The sequence below is a fragment of the Streptomyces roseus genome (assembly GCF_001044425.1).
Taxonomy (GTDB): Bacteria; Actinomycetota; Actinomycetes; order Streptomycetales; family Streptomycetaceae; genus Streptomyces; species Streptomyces roseus.
Genome location: NZ_LFML01000016.1, coordinates 81,939 through 97,592 on the forward strand (window position 1 = coordinate 81,939; position 15,654 = coordinate 97,592).

A 15,654-nucleotide genomic window follows, 5' to 3' on the forward strand; every position below is an offset into this window, starting at 1 on the left:
CACACGAGACGATTACTCTGTGTGAAGACCGTAACTCAGCGCTACGACACCCGCGAGGCCTGTGGATAACTCCCGGGACCCCGCAGGGCTCAGCCTCCGGTGATCCGCCGCTCCGCCACTCCCAGGTGCTCCCCCACCCGGTTGACCAGCAGCGTCATCTCGTACGCGACCTGGCCGATGTCGGCCTCGGCGGCACTGAGGACGCACAGCGAACTCCCCGCCCCCGCAGCCATCACGAACAGGGCCCCGTCGTCGTACTCGACCATCGTCTGCCGCACCTCACCCGCCCGGAAATGCCGGCCCGAGCCCTTGGCCAGGCTCTGCAATCCCGCGGCCACCGCCGCCAGGTGCTCCGCGTCCTCCCGGACCAGCCCCGCGCTCGCGCCCGTCACCAGGCCGTCGTTGGACAGCACCACCGCATGCCTGACCTGCTGGACCCTGCGCGTCAAGTCGTCCAGCAGCCAGTCGAGTTGCTTGTCCAGTGCCATGTCGAGCCCCTCCCCGTCGACGCCACCGGCCCGGCCGCGCCCCGCCCCGCGTAGTAAGTGCCGCCAGCCTTCCCCACCAGCGCCTTTCGGGCAAGGAGGATCTCCCCATGGCGAAGAAGATGACTCAAGAGGAATGGCGGGCGTTCGTCTCGTACGGAACCCGCACCGGCAAGCTGTCCACCGTCCGCGAGGACGGCAGCCCACACATCGCCCCCGTCTGGTTCGTCCTCGACGACGACACCTTCGTGTTCAACACCGGCAAGGGCACGGTGAAGGGGCGCAATCTGCTGCGCGACGGACGCGTCGCGCTCTGCGTGGACGACGACCGTCCGCCGTACTCCTACGTCGTCCTCCAGGGGCGCGCCGAGATCGGCGAGGACCTGGAGGAGATGCTCCCTTGGGCGACGCGCATCGCCGCCCGCTACATGGGTGAGGAGCGCGCCGCGGCCTTCGGCCGCCGCAACGCCGTCCCCGGCGAGCTCCTCGTCCGCGTCACCATCGACAAGGTGACCTCCGTCGACGGCGTCACCCACTGACGAGGGCGCCGGCCGCCCCCCGCCGCGCCCGGCCGCCGCTCACACGGAATCGGCCTGCGGCTCCACCGAGTCCAGCAGCCGGGCGGTGTGCACCCGCCCGGCATACTCGACCAGCCTGATCAGCACTTCCTTCCCCGAATCCTTGTCCCGCGCGTCGCACAGCACCACCGGAGTCCCCGACTCCAGGTCCAGCGCCCGCGCCACTTCGTGCGCCCCGTACCGCCGTGCGCCCGTGAAGCAGTTGACGGCCACCACGAACGGGATGCGGCGGTGCTCGAAGTAGTCCACCGCCGGGAAGCAGTCCTCCAGCCGGCGCGTGTCGGCGAGCACCACGGCGCCCAGCGCACCCTGCGACAGCTCGTCCCACAGGAACCAGAACCGGTCCTGCCCCGGGGTCCCGAACAGATAGAGCGACAGTCCGGACCGGATGGTGATCCGCCCGAAGTCCATGGCCACGGTGGTCGTCGTCTTCTGGGCGACCCCGCCCGTGTCGTCGACCTGTTCGCCCGCCTCGCTGAGCAGTTCCTCCGTCCGCAGCGGCCGGATCTCGCTGACCGCGCCGACCAGCGTCGTCTTGCCGGCCCCGAAGCCGCCCGCCACGAGTATCTTCAGCGCGAGCGCGGCCAGTTCCCCGTCCTCCTCGGGATCCGCTTCCGGTCCACCCGGTCCGTCCTGGTGTTGTCCCATCACAGCGCTCGCAATCCCTCGATGACTTCACGCAGAATTCGCTCGTCGGGCAGACGGGCGGGCGGCACCGGCCGGCTCACCCTGACGTGCCCGCCCTCCAGCAGGTCCCCGAGCAGCACCCGCACCACGCCCACCGGAAGATCCGCGTCCGCGGCGAGCTCCGCCACCGACTGCGTCTCGGACCGGCAGAGCCCGAGCAGCGCCCGGTGTTCGGGGCCGAGCAGCGACTCGGCCGCCGCGTCCCCGCCGTCACCGTCCACCACGACCAGCGCGATCAGGTCGAAGCGGACCCCGTGGGGCCCCGGCTTCGTCCGCCCGCCCGTCATGGCGTACGGGCGGACGAGCGGGCCCGCGTCGGCGTCGTACCACTGCCCGTTCATGTACCGGACCGCCGCTCTCAGCCCGCGGCCGGCGGCCGCGCCGCGAACCGGGACGGGGTGTACAGGTGCTCCCCGACCCGCTTCACGAGCCGGGCCATCTCGTACGCGATCAGCCCGATGTCGGCGCCGGCCGCGCTCAGCACCGTCAGGCAGGAGCCGTCCCCGGCGGCCGCGACGAAGAGGAAACCCTCGTCCATCTCCACCATCGTCTGGCGCACGCCCCCGGCGTGGAAGTGCCGCCCCGCGCCCTTCGCGAGGCTGTGGAAGCCGGAGGCGACAGCGGCCAGGTGCTCGGCGTCCTCCCGGCTGAGCGCACTGGACGCGCCCACCGCCAGGCCGTCGTTGGACAGGACCACGGCGTGCCGGACCTCGCGGATCCGGACCACCAGATCGTCCAGCAGCCAGTCCAGTTCGCCGGACCTGCGGATTCCGTCGGGATTGAATCTCTGGTGCTCGATCATCACACTTCTCCTTCGCTGCCTGCGTGGGGGGAGCTCTCCTGGGCGCCTCGGACCCAGCCGGCCCGGTACGAGGCCATCCGGTCCCGCACCTGCTCCGGGCTTCGCCCCGGCGGGTCCTCGGGCAGGCCCGCCTCGGCCGGGTCCTTGGGGGCGGGGGCCTCCCGCAACTGCGGGACCAGGCTCGCCTGGCGTACGCGGCGGGGCAGTTCGGCGACCTCGGGGGCGTCGGGTGCCCGCGGCCGCAGGGCCGCCACCGGGGCCGGCCGCGGCTCCTCCTCCCCCGCGGGGCTGCGCTCCGGCGCCGTGATGCCGCGCGGTTCCTCCCGTACCGCCGGGCGGCGCGGCTCCTCCCGTACGACCGTCATGGCGGCCGGGGGCTGCGGCGCCGGCTCCCGGTGCCCCGGGTGCTCCCTGTGCTCCCTGTGCTCCCGCGGTGGCGCCGGGGCTTCGAACGCCGCCTCCCGCTCCGGAGCCGGGGCCGGGACGGAGCCGGTCTCGATGGCGCCCTGGAGCAGGGAGTTGGGCAGGAGCACCACGGCGGTCGTGCCGCCGTACGGGGAGGTGCGCAGGTGCACCCGCACCCCGTGCCGGGCCGAGAGCCGGCTGACGACGAAGAGCCCGAGCCGGTCGCTGTCGAACAGGTCGAGCGCCTCGGACTGCTCGATGCGCCGGTTGGCCTCGCGCAGGGACTCGGGGCCCATGCCGAGCCCGCGGTCCTCCACCTCCAGGACGTATCCGGCGCCGACGGGCTCGCCGCTGACGCGGACTTTGGTGTGGGGCGGGGAGAACTGGGTGGCGTTCTCGATGAGTTCGGCGAGCAGGTGCGTGAGGTCGGCGACGGCGCCGCCGAGCACGGCGGCCTCCGCCAGCCGGGGGACCTCGACGCGCGGGTAGTCCTCGATCTCGGAGACGGCGGCCCGGACCACGTTGGTCAGCGGGACCGGCATGCGCCAGGCGCGGCCGGGCGCGGCGCCCGACAGGATGATCAGGCTCTCGGCGTGCCGGCGCATGCGCGTCGTGAGGTGGTCGAGGCGGAAGAGGTCGCCGAGTTCCCCGGGGTCGTCGGCGCGCCGCTCCATCGAGTCGAGCAGCGTGAGCTGTTTGTGGACCAGGACCTGGCTGCGGCGGGCGAGGTTGACGAAGACGCCGCTCACGCCGCTGGCGAGCTCGGCGCGCTCGACGGCCGCGCCGAGGGCGGCCCGGTGGACGGTGGCCAGGGCCTCGCCGACCTGGGTGATCTCGTCGTCGGCGGGTGGTGGGGGCGGGGTCTCGGCCTCGACGTCGATGTCCTGGCCGGCCCGCAGGCGGTCCATGGCGTGCGGGAGCTTGCGGTGGGCGATCTCCAGGGCGGTGTTGCGCAGCGAGACGAGTTCCACGACGAGGGCCCGGCCGATGCGCACGGAGATGACGAGGGAGGCGGCGACGGCGGCGAGGCCGAGCACCACGGCGGCTCCGGCGGGGCTGAGCAGGCCCCGGGCCAGGGGGTCGGTGCGGTCGACGGCTCCGGCGTGGGCGGCGGCGGCGATCTCGCGCATCGAGGTGCCGACGCTTGCGTACGCGCCGTCCCAGCCCGCGGGCGCGCCGCGGGTCGCCTCCCTGGCCGCGTCCTTGGCCGGGTCCTTCGCGGTGTCCCTGGCCGGGTCCTTGGCCGCATCCCTGGCCGGGTCCTTCGCCGCGTCCCTGGCCGGTCCGGTGGCGGCCTCCTTGGCGGATCCGGTGGCCGTCTCCTTGGCCGTTCCCGTAGCCGACGAGCCGGTGAGCACCCGGTCCTCCGCCGCGGTCAGCTCGGCATGGGCGGCGCTCTTCGCGACGGACTGCCAGGCCGCCCGCTGGGCGGCGGGCAGGTCTTCGGCGACGGCCGCCGTGAGAGTGCGGCGGGTCTCGATGAGGCCGGTCAGGCGCCGAAGCGTTTCGGCGGTGCGCGGGCCGGGCGCGGCGATCAGTGCGTCCTCGCGGGAGAGGAGTTCCCCGGCACGGACGAACTCGAGCAGGACGCGGGCCTCGGGCCCCAGTTCGGCCCCCGTTCCCCCCGTGAGGGAGCCGTCGACGGCGAGCGCGCTGTCGACCACGCCCGTGTAGGCCTCGTACGCCGCGTCCGGCGTCGCACGCCGCTCCGTGACGTCCTTGCGGGTGGCGCCGAGCCCCTCCGCCGCGGCCACGAAGGCCCCGACGCGGATCACGACATCGGTACGGTGGTCGCCGGACTCGGCGACGGTGTAGCGGTCGCCGAGCCGCAGCCGCCGGACGGCGGCGTCGGTGCGCCGCGCCTGCTGTTCGAGTGCGGCGCCCTGGTCGGAGGCCGGGTCGGCCAGGTAGCGGACGGCGGCGCGCCGTTCGGCTTGGAGCTCGGTGACGGCGGCCGCGACGGGCGTGCGTATCTGCTCGTCGACGCGCTGGGCGCGCGTGACCCGGGCGATGTCCTGGGCGGTGCTGACGGTCGCGAAGCCCCACAGGGCGAGCAGGGAGACGACCGGGACCATCAGGAGCGAGAGGACCTTCGCGCGGACGGAGGCGGGACGCAGCCTCGCCCGCGCCCCCGTCCGTCGGGTCCCGCCGTCGGAGGCGGCAGCCGTCGCCGGGTGGCGGGGGCCGTCCGCCGGCCCGTCCTTCCTGGCCGCCGGTTCCTCGGCGGGCGGTCCGGCGTGGGCCCGGCGGCCGCGCGCCGGGGGCACGGGCAGCTGCGGCGGCGCTGCCGGTGGTCTGCGGGGTGTGCGCATGGGCTCCTCGTTCGGGGGTGCGGTCCAGCGGGGCGGTGCGGGGCGGCGGTTCAGCGGGCCTGCGCGGCCGGCGTCGGCGCCTGCCCGCGGCCCAGGTGCCGGGCGGCCGACGCGGAGGCGGCGCGCTCGTCGGCGGTCGGGGAGAGCGCGACGAACGCGGAGGTGATGAACAGGTACGAGCCGAGCCCGACCGCGAGCGGGAAGATGAACTGCATCGCGGTGGCTCCGGACAGGGCCTGCTCCGAGGGGACGACCCGGACCGCGACGGCCAGCATCCCGGTGTAGTGCATGCTGCTGACGGCGACGCCCATGACGAGCGAGGCGAAGGCCACGGCGACGGGGGACTTGATGTTGAGCGCCGCCCACAGCGCGGCGGTGGCCGCGACGACCGCGATGGCGACCGAGAGCCCGACCATGAGCGGGTCGTACGAGACGCTGCCGTGCAGTCGCAGGGCCGCCATGCCGAGGTAGTGCATGCTGGCGACGCCGAGGCCGGTGGTGAGCCCGCCGAGGAACAGGGCCCGGGCGCGGGCCCTGCCGTATCCGACGGCGAACACCCCGGCGCCGACGACGAGCACGGCGACGAGGAGGCTGAGCATGGTCAGCGGCACGTTGTAGTGGATCTCGGTGCCGGTGACGTTGAAGCCGAGCATCGCGACGAAGTGCATCGTCCAGATGCCGGTCCCGATGGCGGAGGCCGCGGTGAGGAGCCAGTTGCGGCGGGAGGATCCGCTCGTCGCGGCGAGCGCGCAGACGGTGCAGCGCAGCCCGAGGGCGGAGCCGATGCACGCCATCACGTATGACAGTACGGGTGTCAGCCATCCATAGGCCGCGTGGTCGAGGTGTCCCATGGCCCCGGGACGCTAGTCCGGGTGAGGGCGCGAACAGGGGGAGCATTTCGAAAGCAGCTGGAACTGCTGGAATATGACAGAGCCGCGCCCTGCTTCGATCACGCCACGTGCCACCTTGCACACGCACCGCGCGGAGCCCATGGGGGATCATGTCCACATGAGCGAAGACCACACGCACGTGCAGGAGTTCTTCGGGACGCGCGCCGCCGACTGGGACCGGAAGTTCCCGTCGGACGGGCCCGCCTTCGCGACGGCCGTGGCCGAATTCGGCCTGTGCCGCGGAGACCGCGTACTCGACGCGGGCTGCGGCACCGGGCGGGCGCTGGCCGCACTGCGCGCCGCCGTCGGCCCGGCCGGGACGGTGGTCGGCGCGGACCTCACCCCGCAGATGCTGGCGGCCGCGCGGCGCGCCGGGCGGGACGCCGAGGGCGTACTGCTCCTCGCGGACGTGTCCCGGCTGCCGCTGCGCGACGGGGCGCTCGACGCCGTGTTCGCCGCCGGGCTGATCGCGCACCTGCCCGACCCGGAGGCCGATCTGCGCGAGCTCGCCCGGGTCGTCCGCCCCGGCGGCCGCCTCGCGCTGTTCCACCCGATCGGGCGGGCCGCGCTGGCGGCGCGGCAGGGCCGGGAGCTGACGCCGGACGACATGCGGGCCGAGCACAACCTGCGCCCGCTGCTCGCCGGTTCGGGCTGGGACCTGATCTCGTACGCCGACGAGGACGCCCGCTTCCTGGCGCTCGCGCTGCGCCGCGCCTGAGCGGCCCCGTACCGCACACACCTCGTACGTCGGCACCTGCCCCGGAACGCGAGGAGGCGCCCCGGATCACGCCGGGGGCTGAGCCTCGGCCCCGGCCGGGCGGCGCGGATGGGGTACGGGGCATCCCCCCGAGCCGGGCACCGGAAACGTGCCGAGCTCGCCCACGTCGTAGCCGTGGGGATAGCCCTTGATCTCCGGATTCTGCCGGGCGTAGTGCGGGGCCTTGCGGGGCGGCAGCAGCCGGACGGCGCGCCCGCGCAGTTTGAGGGCACCCCTGAACAGCCGCTTGACCTGCGGGTGGGGGCTCTCGTAGCGGAAGGCGGCCAGCAGCGGCTCGTCGAGGAGGGAAAGGGCCAGTGCTCGCGTGGCGGGGGCGAGCGGCGCCGGGTACCAGGAGGCCATCAGGGAGAGGGTGGAGTCGGCGACCTTGCGGCCGCCCTCGTCCCAGCCGAAGTGGGCCTCCTCGTAGGCGTCGAGGGTCTTCTCGAACTCCTCGTAGGAGTCCGGGATCTCCTTGATGCCCAGGTGTCGGCCGAGTTCGGCGTAGTAGTTCGCGGCGGCGCGGCGCTCGTGGTGGGTCAGCGGGCGCCAGCCGTAGGCGTCCAGCCAGCGCGCCGGAATCACCACGAACGTGCACAGGACGTAGCGCATGTCCTCGTTGGTGATGTCGTAGGCGCGGTGCATCTGGTTGACGCGGCGGATCGCGGTGCGCGCGGTGTCGCTCTCGAACCCGTGCTCCATCACCGCGTCGAGGAGCAGCGAGGTGTCGTCGTAGCGCTTCTGCGTGCGCTCGGTGAACTCGGCGGTCTCGGCGAGCAGGCTGCCGATGGCGGGGACGGCGTAGGTGCGGAAGAGGGCGAGCTCCAGGGCGCGGGTGAAGTCCCAGGGGAACTCGTAGGTGGCGGTGAGCCGGTAGATGGCGAGGAAGTCCTTGTCGGGGTCCAGACGGAGGATCTCCCTCAGCCGGTCGTAACGCTGCACCGGGTGTCCCTTTCTGTGGCGGGCTGCCAACTCTACGTGCAGGTGGCGGCCTTGGAAATCGACGGCCGCCGCCTCTCGACGCGGGGGTTACCCGCTGGTTAGGGTGCGCCGACGAGAGAGCGACCGGGAGGCCACGTGACGGACGAGGAGGGGGGCGGTTCGCTCTATGTGCTGACGGCCGTGCTGCTGACCCCCGCGCAGTTTCCGAGCATCCTGGGAGACGACTTCCCGGAGGCCTGCTCGCTGCTGGGCGTGAAGCCGGCGGCCCAGGGTTACGGGCTGGTGCTCGGCCAGGACGAGGAGGGCGCGCGCTGGACGGTCGTCGTGGACGACGTCTCGCTCGTGGCCATGGCGATCGCCTCCTGGGACTGCGGCATGGAGTACGACCTTTCGCCCGACGAGCGGTCGATCGTGGTCTCGCTGGCGGGCTGGCCGCTGGCCCTGTCGGTGGCGGCGCCGGGCGTCCCGGAGCCGCACGACCCGGAGCAGGGCGCCGACGGCACCGGGCGGGTGCCGCTGGCACCGCCGTCCGCCGAGGTGTGGGGGCCCGTGCAGCGGCGGATGGGCGCGGACCAGATCGCCCGGGAGTGGACCGGTTGGCGCGAGCAGGTCGCGGCGGACGGCGGGGCGGCCGCCGCGGCGCACCCCGGGCTCGCGCGGGCGCTGCGGGAGGCCATGGCGTACGCGCAGAGCCCGCCGCCGCCCGGCCGGGTCCGGTCCTCGTTCGCGGACGAGGGCGTGCGGACGCTGCGGGTCGACGGCCCCGGGTGGTCGCTCGTCGCGCGGACCGGCGACGCCGCCTTCGTCCTGCTGGACGAGGAGCCGGGCGAGGTCCTTGCGGTACCCCGCGACGGGGATCCCGATCTCGGCCTGCCGAAACTGCCGGAGCTGCTCGCGGCGCTGGACCGCGTCGCCGTACGCCCGGCCTGAACCGGGCCCGGGCCGGGCCTGAACCGAGGGAGAAGCCGTGCTGGTGGAATCGGAGCCGGTGGCCGTGGTGGTGGGCGGCCGTGCGGAGGCGGTCGACGACGACTGGGGGCGGGAGACGGCCGTGATCCGCGTGGACTCCGGGCGGTTCGGCCCGGAGGCGCTGTACGGGCTGGCGGACTTCTCACACCTGGAGGTCGTCTACCACTTCGACCGGGTTCCGGTGGAGAAGATCGAGACGGGCGCGCGGCATCCCCGGGGCAACCCGGACTGGCCGCTGGTCGGCATCTTCGCCCAGCGCGGCAAGAACAGGCCGAACCGGCTGGGGGTCTCCCGCTGCCGGATCCTGGAGGTGGACGGCCTGGACGTGCACGTGGCGGGCCTGGACGCGGTGGACGGCACCCCGGTGCTGGACCTGAAGCCGTACATGGCCGAATTCGGCCCGCGCGGTGAACTCCGCCAGCCCCCGTGGGCGACGGCCCTGATGCGCGACTACTACTGACGCGACTGCTCCTGACCCGCCCGGCAGCCCGCGCCTTCGGCTCAGCGGCCCAGCTGCTTCCTGGACATGCCCCGCAGACGACGCCGCTGGGAGGAGTCCAGCAGCAGGTAGGCGGCCGCCGGCACGCCGATCAGGACCAGCAGTCCCGCCCAGAACCCGACCGTCAAGAACAACACGATGGCTGCCGCGACTCCGGCAACCGCGACTTTGCCGCGCTTGGACATCTGCGGACACCTCCACCTGTCGTCGTCCACTACCCCCCCCCAACGCGCCGCCGCGAGCCGGCGTTCCCGGCCGCCCGAGCGGCATGGCCGAACGCGACCGGGCCGCCACCCCCGGCCACGGCGCCGCGGCGCCGTGGCACCGTGGCACCGTGGCACCGTGGCACCGTGGCCGACACGGCCCCTTGCCGGGGCCCGGCACCGGCACCACCATGGGGCGCTCCGGATACCGCGGCACCCCGGGAGGGCGAATGGACGGTCCGTCGGTGGCACTGCCGGGCGGGGCCGATCCCGTCGAGCGCATGCGCGTCCTGCGGCGGGCGCACACCGCGTTCGCGCGGGACGGGCGGGTGGAGGATCCCGTCCGGGCGGTGATCGCCACGTCCTGGCGGCGGTGCGACCGCGCCGGGGTCAGCCCGGAGTCCGCGCCCGAGGTGGAACTGGCGGAGGCGGAAGTGCGCTCGTACCGGGCGCAGCACCCGCTGGCACGGGTGATGCCGGTGTTCCGGGACCTCGTGGGGGCGTTCGCGGCGCACGGAGCCCATCTGCTGGCGGTGTGCGACGCGCGGGGCAGTCTGCTCTGGGTGGAGGGCGAGCCGGGCACGCTGCGCCGTGCGGAGCGGCTCGGGTTCGTACCGGGCGCCCGCTGGGCGGAGACTGCGATGGGCACCAACGCCCCCGGCACGGCGGTCGCCGTCGGGGAGCCGGTCCAGGTCTTCGGGGCCGAGCACTTCAGCCGCCGGGTCCACCCCTGGACCTGCGCGGCGGCTCCGGTGCGCGATCCCCGGACCGGCCGGCTGCTCGGCGCGGTGGACATCACCGGCGGGGAGGGCCTCGCCCACCCGCACTCCCTGGCCTTCGTCCGGGCGGTGGCCCGCGCCGCGGAGACCCAGCTGGCGCTGCTGGACCCGGTCCCGCAGGCCGCCGGGGACACCTTGGTCGCCCTCGGCCGGGACGAGGCCCTGCTGGCCGGCGGGGGCGGCGCCACGATCCGCCTGGGCAGACGGCACAGCGAGATCATGGCGCTCCTGGCCCACCATCCGGCGGGCCTGTCGGGCGAGGAGCTGGCGATCGCGCTGTACGAGGACGAGTCCGTGTCACCGGTGACCCTGCGCGCCGAAATGTCACGGCTGCGCGGAGTGCTGGGAGACCGGGCCCCCCTCGCACGCCCGTACCGAACGGCGGCGCCGCTGGAGGCGGATTTCACCGTCGTGGCCCGCCACCTGGCGGCCGGCGCCGTCTCTGCCGCCCTCCACCACTACGCGGGCCCGCTGCTCCCCGGCTCGACCGCGCCGGGCATCGTCCGGCTGCGGCGCCGGATCGAGGACCAGGCACGGGCCGCGGTGATCGCGCGGGCGGACGCGGGGCTGCTGACCGACTGGGTGTGCACCGCGTGGGGCGCGGACGACGCGGCGGCCTGGCGGGCGCTGGCCGAAGCGCTGCCGCCGGAGGGACGCCCGGCCGCGCTGGCCCGCGTACGGGCCCTGGACGAGGAACTCGGCGCCGGACCCGCTCCGGCGCGCGCGGGGGCTGGGGCGGCCGCGCCGCCGCGCCGTGCAACGTATCCGCAACCTGCCCGCTCCTAGCCTCCTCCCCAGCGCTGTCCGACGGCGGCCGGCGCCCGGCAAGGGGAGGACACCATGGCCCGTTACGCTGCGCCCGGTACCGAAGGCGCGCTCATGTCGTACGCGTCCCGCTACGGCCACTTCATCGGCGGCGAGTACGTCGAGCCCGCCCTCGGCGCGTACTTCGCCAACCCCTCCCCCGTCACCGGCCAGGCCTTCACCGAGGTCGCGCGCGGTACGGCCGAGGACGTGGAGCGGGCGCTCGACGCGGCGCACGCGGCGGCGCCCTCCTGGGGCCGCACCCCGGTCGCCGAGCGGTCCGCGGTCCTGCTGCGCATCGCCGACCGGATGGAGCGGAACCTGGAGGCCCTGGCGGTCGCGGAGACCTGGGAGAACGGCAAGCCGGTCCGGGAGACCCTCGCCGCCGACGTGCCGCTGGCGATCGACCAGTTCCGCTATTTCGCGGGTGCGCTGCGCGCCCAGGAGGGGGCGCTGAGCCAGATCGACGACGACACGGTGGCCTACCACTTCCACGAACCGCTGGGCGTCGTCGCGCAGATCATCCCGTGGAACTTCCCGATCCTGATGGCGGTGTGGAAGCTGGCTCCGGCGCTGGCGGCCGGGAACACGGTGGTGCTGAAGCCGGCCGAGCAGACTCCGGCCTCGGTGCACTACTGGCTGAGCCTGGTGGCGGACCTGCTGCCGCCGGGTGTGGTGAACATCGTGAACGGCTTCGGCGAGGAGGCGGGCAAGCCGCTGGCGTCCAGCCCGCGGGTGGCGAAGATCGCTTTCACCGGGGAGACGTCCACGGGGCGCCTGATCATGCAGTACGCGGCGGAGCACCTCAAGCCCGTCACCCTCGAACTCGGCGGCAAGAGCCCCAACCTCTTCTTCGACGACATCTGGACGACGGACGACGACTTGCGGGACAAGGCGCTGGAGGGGTTCACCATGTTCGCCCTCAACCAGGGCGAGGTGTGCACGAGCCCCTCGCGCGCGCTGATCGAGCGCGGCCGGTACGGGGAGTTCCTCGACGCGGCCGTGGCCCGTACCGAACTGATCGTGCCGGGGCACCCGTTGGACACGGACACGATGATCGGGGCGCAGGCCTCCGAGGAGCAGCTGCGGAAGGTCCTGTCGTACGTGGAGATAGGCCGGCAGGAGGGCGCGAAGATCCTGACGGGCGGTGAGAAGCACGACCTGGGCGGCGACCTGGCGGGGGGCTTCTACGTTCAGCCGACCGTCTTCGAGGGGGACAACCGGATGCGGATCTTCCAGGAGGAGATCTTCGGCCCGGTGGTGTCCGTGACCTCGTTCCAGGACTTCGACGACGCCGTACGGATCGCCAACGACACGGCGTACGGACTGGGCGCGGGCGTCTGGACCCGCGACATCAACACCGCGTACCGCGCGGGCCGCGCGATCCAGGCGGGCCGCGTCTGGACGAACTGCTACCACGCCTACCCGGCCCACAGCGCTTTCGGAGGCTACAAGCAGTCAGGCATAGGTCGCGAGACCCACAAGATGATGCTGGACCACTACCAGCAGACGAAAAACGTTTTGGTCAGCTATTCCCCCAAGAAGCTGGGCCTCTTCTAGAGCAGGAAGAAGGTTGCCTGGAGGGGGTGTTGCCACCCTCCAGGCAACGCTCATTCCATCACCCGTGAAGTCGCGGACCGAGGGCCGGCCCTCTCCCGCTGCGGCTGATCAGCGGCGGCAGTCCGTAAGGCGTCGTGATTCCCGCACCCAACCGTGGTGGAGGGTGTCCATGTCCGGCAGGGCGGGATCGGTGACGAACAGGGGCGAGGTTGCCTGCCGATTGTCGTCGTCGATCTCCGCTAGCCGCCGACGGTACATCTGCTTGGCGCGGGCGTCCAGGAGGGGACCGGCGTCGCCGGCGAGGGCGCGCCTGGCTGCGGTGTCAGGGTCGGCGGTGTCGGCGGCGGCGAGGTCGAGGACGTGGAACTCCCGGCCCGGAGCGGCGAGCAGGCGGGCGAGGTGGTGCATGCCCTTGCTGTCGCGTGCGGTCACGCTCCGGCCGTTCGAAGACGACCCTCCAGTAGTCGCCCTCCCGGACGAAGGAGTCCTGCTCGGCTGTGTCCGTCCGCGGCTCCTCGGTCGTGGAAGCTCGGGTGATCCGATCGAGCTCGGTGCGCGCCGCCTCCCGCTCCAAGATCCCGGCCCGGAGGTTGCCCAGGGCCGCTGGGCGTCCGCGAGCCGGAGCCGGCACTCGGCCGTCTCGTAGGGGGCGCCGACCTCGTTCCAGGCCCGGACGGCATCGGTGAAGGACGCGGACGCGCCGGACGCATCGCCCTCGGCGAGCAGGACTTCCCCCCGGGCTCGCAGTACCGATGCGGCGAGCGCGTTGCTCTCGAAGGCGACGGCCGGTCACCTCCGCATGTTCCACGGCAGCGGGATCATCCGTGCTCCGACGACGGGGTGCCGACGGGGCGTCGCGGGGGTTCCGCCATCGGTCTCCCAGGCATCCTCGCCCCTTCGCGCGTTTCGGATGCGGAGGCCGTTCGCGGCTTCGTCGGTCATCAGGGTGCCGACGGCCCGGACGTTGCCGGGGAGGGCGGCGGCGGTCATGAGCCGGTCTGCTGCGGTCGGCTCGGCCTCGGGCGGGATCACCAGCAGGTCGCAGCGACCGACGGCGCAGGAGAGCAGGATCATCTTGTCGGAATCCTGTTCCGTGAACCAGCCCACGTGCACGATGTGCCCTGCGACGAAACCTTGTGCGGGACGACGGGCCAGCAGGTGGGGTTCACCGCGACGCGTGTGATGCGTCCGAAGCGGCCCTCCAGCGCGTCGACCAGCGGCGGAAGCTCAGCTACGATATCGCGGGACCTGGGCCACCACGCGCCGTCCAACAGGCCCGCGAGGGCGGTCTTCGGTGTCAGGGCCAAACGTGCGGAGAACAGGGAAGCGGTAGTAGTCATGATCGCGGACTCGTTCCCGGACCGCCCTGCCGGGCGGTGCAATGTCTTGATCGCCGGAAACGACGTCCGCGTGGTCGCGGATGCACGAGTTACTCCCGGTAATCCCAGCCTACTCCGCGACGGGGTCAAACGAGGGGCTTCGAAAGTCGGCCTGGGCTGCGACGCCTGGGGACGAGGTGCCCACGCGCTCCGTTATCCGCGCCACTCGACCAGGACGAGGGTGGCGTCGTCCGAGGTGACTTCGCCGCGTGCCCGCTTGAGGGTGTGAGACAGGTCCCGGGCCACCGTGCGGATCCCGTGGTCGGCCTGCTCCAGCTGGTGCACCCAGTCGATCAGCTGCGTCTCGCCGAACTGCTCCTGCCCGCTTTTATGTTCTTCGATCAGGCCGTCGGTGAAGCAGAGGACGCGGTCGCCGGGCTCCAGCGCCACCGCGCTGACCTGTGGCTGAGCCCCTCCGAAGCCGATGGGGAGGGTCGTGGGGCTGTCCAGACGGCGTACGACGCGGTGCGCGCGGATCAGCATGGGCGCGGGATGCCCCGCGTTGACCCACTGGAGGCGCCCCGTGTCCGTGTCCAGCCGCATCATCTGGGCGGTCACGAAGTGGTCCGGGTCGAACTGCTCGGCGACGGCCCGGTCCATGAAGAGGTAGATCTCCGACAGTTCGATGCTGATCCGGCGGGCGTGACGGTACGCGCCGATGGCCACCGTGGCCATCGTGGCCGCGTCCAGGCCGTGCCCCATGGCATCGACCATGGCGAGATGGAGGACGTCGCCGTTCAGGGCGTAGTCGAAGCTGTCTCCCGCCACGGCGTAGGCGGGCTCCAGGACTCCGGCGACCGCGACGTGCGGCATCACCATCGACAGCGGCGGCAGCAGGGACCACTGGATCTCCGCGGCCACGCTCATCGGTTCTCTGCGGCGGGTCCGGAAGAAGAGGTCCGTGTAACCGTTCTTGGTCTGCAGCAGGTCGGCAACCAGGCCCGCGATCCTGCGCAGGAGGCGGCGGGTTTCTTCGTCGACCACGTCCAGGGTGACCGCGAGTACCCCCACTTGGTCGCCGCCGTCCAGCAGGGGCAGGTGGACCCGTATGCCATCGGGCGTCAGGACTTCGACGGGGCGTGACTCCAGGAAGCACCGGCCGGCTTCGGACCGGTCGATGGGCTGCGGTTCACCGGCGGCCACGCCGCCGGCGGGCAGGGGGACCAGCTGTTGCTGTCCGTAGTCCTGGAGCAGGATCTGTGATGCGCGGCCCCCCATCCGGGCCACCGTCTCGGCGACGAGCGGGCCGACCAGATGGGGCGGCAGCTCGTGCGCCCCGTCCAGGAGCAGCCCGAGCAGTTCCTCCCCGAAGCTCTCCGAGCGGTCCGGGTCCGCGCGGCCTCCGACGGTCATCCTGTTGCCTCCAACCGGGCGGCGGGCCGACGTCCGGGCTGCACGGGCGGCGTGGCTTCCAGGATGCTCCCCGGCGACCGGGCACGCCACACGGCTTCCGTGCCCGGCGGCCTTCACGACCCGGATCCCCGGCGGGCCGGCTCACGCAGGGCTTGCGCGGCCGGGTTTCGTCGCGCGTCGGCGGAGGCTGACCGGTTGCAACCAGGTGTTTCCGGCCCGCGGTGGTGAGAAGGGAGCCGCCTGGCGACAA

The 15,654-nt window shown here is 73.2% G+C and carries 16 protein-coding genes and 1 pseudogene; 6 read left to right on the forward strand and 11 right to left on the reverse strand.

What is annotated here, in order from left to right; all coding sequences use genetic code 11:
• Nucleotides 1-89 precede the first annotated feature (89 nt).
• A complete protein-coding gene (locus ACS04_RS04550) occupies nt 90-488 on the reverse strand; it encodes a roadblock/LC7 domain-containing protein (protein ID WP_048475176.1) in 399 nt (132 codons plus the stop codon).
• Between the two features lie 107 nt (nt 489-595).
• Between ACS04_RS04550 and ACS04_RS04555 the strand changes: the two genes are divergently transcribed.
• Nucleotides 596-1,024, forward strand: a complete 429-nt coding sequence (locus ACS04_RS04555) for a PPOX class F420-dependent oxidoreductase (protein ID WP_048475177.1) — start codon at nt 596-598, stop codon at nt 1,022-1,024.
• Between the two features lie 39 nt (nt 1,025-1,063).
• Here the strand turns inward: ACS04_RS04555 and ACS04_RS04560 are convergent, their stop codons facing one another.
• Genes ACS04_RS04560 through ACS04_RS04580 form a run of 5 tightly spaced genes read right to left on the reverse strand, consistent with a single transcriptional unit; the run spans nt 1,064 to nt 6,120 of the window.
• A complete protein-coding gene (locus ACS04_RS04560; RefSeq protein ID WP_048475178.1) occupies nt 1,064-1,711 on the reverse strand; it encodes a GTP-binding protein in 648 nt (215 codons plus the stop codon).
• The gene (locus ACS04_RS04565; protein ID WP_048475179.1) at nt 1,711-2,091 is read right to left on the reverse strand and encodes a DUF742 domain-containing protein; all 381 of its coding nucleotides are present in this window, start codon (nt 2,089-2,091) and stop codon (nt 1,711-1,713) included. Before ACS04_RS04565 ends, ACS04_RS04560 begins: the two co-directional genes overlap by 1 nt.
• Before the next feature lie 17 nt (nt 2,092-2,108).
• Nucleotides 2,109-2,552, reverse strand: coding sequence for a roadblock/LC7 domain-containing protein (locus ACS04_RS04570; RefSeq protein WP_048475180.1), 444 nt, complete (start codon nt 2,550-2,552; stop codon nt 2,109-2,111).
• Entirely contained in the window at nt 2,552-5,269 is a 2,718-nt protein-coding gene (locus ACS04_RS04575) for a sensor histidine kinase (protein ID WP_048475181.1), read from the reverse strand. Before ACS04_RS04575 ends, ACS04_RS04570 begins: the two co-directional genes overlap by 1 nt.
• Before the next feature lie 50 nt (nt 5,270-5,319).
• A complete protein-coding gene (locus ACS04_RS04580) occupies nt 5,320-6,120 on the reverse strand; it encodes an MHYT domain-containing protein (protein ID WP_048475182.1) in 801 nt (266 codons plus the stop codon).
• 157 nt (nt 6,121-6,277) lie between these two features.
• Between ACS04_RS04580 and ACS04_RS04585 the strand changes: the two genes are divergently transcribed.
• Nucleotides 6,278-6,877, forward strand: coding sequence for a class I SAM-dependent methyltransferase (locus ACS04_RS04585; protein WP_048475183.1), 600 nt, complete (start codon nt 6,278-6,280; stop codon nt 6,875-6,877).
• A 66-nt stretch (nt 6,878-6,943) separates the two neighbouring features.
• Here the strand turns inward: ACS04_RS04585 and ACS04_RS04590 are convergent, their stop codons facing one another.
• The gene (locus ACS04_RS04590; protein WP_048475184.1) at nt 6,944-7,858 is read right to left on the reverse strand and encodes an oxygenase MpaB family protein; all 915 of its coding nucleotides are present in this window, start codon (nt 7,856-7,858) and stop codon (nt 6,944-6,946) included.
• Nucleotides 7,859-7,993: 135 nt separating this feature from the next.
• Between ACS04_RS04590 and ACS04_RS04595 the strand changes: the two genes are divergently transcribed.
• Both ACS04_RS04595 and ACS04_RS04600 read left to right on the forward strand, forming a co-directional pair.
• Entirely contained in the window at nt 7,994-8,788 is a 795-nt protein-coding gene (locus tag ACS04_RS04595; RefSeq protein WP_048475185.1) for a hypothetical protein, read from the forward strand.
• A gap of 43 nt (nt 8,789-8,831) precedes the next feature.
• Entirely contained in the window at nt 8,832-9,287 is a 456-nt protein-coding gene (locus ACS04_RS04600; protein WP_048475240.1) for an SAM-dependent methyltransferase, read from the forward strand.
• A 41-nt stretch (nt 9,288-9,328) separates the two neighbouring features.
• On the opposite strand, the gene ACS04_RS04605 is transcribed toward ACS04_RS04600, so the two are convergent.
• On the reverse strand, nt 9,329-9,511 hold the full coding sequence (locus ACS04_RS04605; protein ID WP_048475186.1) for a hypothetical protein: 183 nt from the start codon (nt 9,509-9,511) through the stop codon (nt 9,329-9,331).
• 248 nt (nt 9,512-9,759) lie between these two features.
• Between ACS04_RS04605 and ACS04_RS04610 the strand changes: the two genes are divergently transcribed.
• Nucleotides 9,760-11,094, forward strand: coding sequence for a GAF domain-containing protein (locus ACS04_RS04610; RefSeq protein ID WP_048475187.1), 1,335 nt, complete (start codon nt 9,760-9,762; stop codon nt 11,092-11,094).
• A 54-nt stretch (nt 11,095-11,148) separates the two neighbouring features.
• A complete protein-coding gene (gene exaC, locus ACS04_RS04615; RefSeq protein WP_048475188.1) occupies nt 11,149-12,672 on the forward strand; it encodes an acetaldehyde dehydrogenase ExaC in 1,524 nt (507 codons plus the stop codon).
• Nucleotides 12,673-12,780: 108 nt separating this feature from the next.
• Here the strand turns inward: exaC and ACS04_RS38070 are convergent, their stop codons facing one another.
• From ACS04_RS38070 to ACS04_RS04630, 3 genes and pseudogenes are all read right to left on the reverse strand, one after another.
• Nucleotides 12,781-13,104, reverse strand: a complete 324-nt coding sequence (locus ACS04_RS38070) for a hypothetical protein (RefSeq protein ID WP_048475189.1) — start codon at nt 13,102-13,104, stop codon at nt 12,781-12,783.
• A gap of 357 nt (nt 13,105-13,461) precedes the next feature.
• A pseudogene (locus ACS04_RS04625) lies at nt 13,462-13,943 on the reverse strand (DUF5994 family protein).
• Between the two features lie 261 nt (nt 13,944-14,204).
• Nucleotides 14,205-15,404: a PP2C family protein-serine/threonine phosphatase gene (locus tag ACS04_RS04630; protein WP_048475190.1), complete on the reverse strand. Its 1,200-nt coding sequence runs from the start codon at nt 15,402-15,404 to the stop codon at nt 14,205-14,207.
• Between the last annotated feature and the right edge of the window lie 250 nt (nt 15,405-15,654).